General features: G+C 68.4%; 1 protein-coding gene and 1 pseudogene. Both read left to right on the top strand.

Annotated elements, in window-relative coordinates; genetic code table 11:
• Positions 1–844 (top strand): annotated as a pseudogene (locus tag HUK82_RS16625) (FAD/NAD(P)-binding oxidoreductase); the annotation flags it as partial.
• A gap of 4 nt (positions 845–848) precedes the next feature.
• A partial coding sequence (locus tag HUK82_RS16630; RefSeq protein ID WP_176614969.1) for a DUF3483 domain-containing protein occupies positions 849–1,351 on the top strand: 503 nt, incomplete at its 3' end.

Genomic DNA, 1,351 nt, shown 5'->3' on the forward strand with positions numbered 1-1,351 from the left:
GGAGGCGGCGCGGGTCTGCGCGCTCCGCGGTCACCACGTGACCGTGTTCGAGCGCGAGGACCGCACCGGCGGCCAGGTCAATCTGGCCGCGCGCGCGACGTGGCGCGAGGCCCTGTCGGGCATCGTGCGCTGGCTGGACGGGCAGGTGCGAAAACTGAATGTCGACCTGCGGCTGGGGCATGCCGCGACGGCGGCGGACATCGCGCTTGCCTCGCCGGATGTGGTGATCATGGCGACGGGAGGTCAGGCGATCCTGGGCGATGATCCGGGCAGCGACCTGCACCATACGACGCGCGACGTGCTGGCGGGTCGTGTTACGCCTGCAGGTAGCGTTCTGCTGTTCGACGAGATGGGGCAGCATAATGCGGCCTCGGTCGCCGAACTTCTGGCCACGCGCGGCTGTCTGGTCGAACTGGTGACGCATGACCGGCTTGTCGCGCAGGAGGTCGGTACGACCAACCAGCCGGTACATCTGCGCGAATTCTATCGGCTGGGCGTGGTGACGACGCCCAACATGGAACTGACCGAAACGTGGCGCGAAGGCAATCGCCTGGTCGCTGTGCTGCGCAACACCATGACCGGCGCGGAGGAAGAGCGGGTGGTCGATCACATCGTGGTCGATCGCGGCGGCGCGCCTGACACGACGCTTTATGACGCGCTGAAAACGGCATCGCTCAACGCGGGCCAGACCGACACGCACGCCTTGGTGGCCGGTTGCCCCCAGCCCGTGATGGGGCAGATAGGGGCCGGCGCATACGCGTTGTTTCGCATCGGCGATGCCGTGGCGGCGCGCAATGTGCATGCCGCGCTCTATGACGCGCTCCGGCTGTGCAAGGATCTGTGACACCATGCGTTGGCTGGTTCTTGCGGACATGGGGTGTGCGGCGGCCACTGTTGCCGTCGTCTGGATTGTGTTGCTGGCGCGATGGCGGAAGGGACGGACCACCGGCCAGTCGTGGCTGGCGGGGCTGGCACGGGTGCCGCGCCGTTATCTGGTTGACGTTCACCACGTCGTTGCCAGACGCCCGCGGAATGCACGCATGCACGCGCTGGCTGCCGGCGGAGTTCTGGGCGGCTCGGCGGCGTTGCTGCTGGGTGCGCTCGTGGGCTTTGGCGGCTTGGCCAGGCTCGTCGCGATAACGCTGTTCGCGCTCGGAGCATGGGGCGCGATCATCGATCGTGCGCGGCGACAGCCGCGCACGCCGACGCCCTTGTCGGGCGGAGCGTTTCTCTGGCTTCCGGCCGCCCTGCTTGCCTGGTGCGCGGGACAGGCGCTTGTCGCGTTTTCTCTGGACGATCGGCGGGTGTCGGTGGTGGGTCTCGCCGGGCTGGTCGTCGCCATCGCGGGCGG

This window comes from Ameyamaea chiangmaiensis, from assembly GCF_013376175.1.
Lineage (GTDB): Bacteria > Pseudomonadota > Alphaproteobacteria > Acetobacterales > Acetobacteraceae > Ameyamaea > Ameyamaea chiangmaiensis.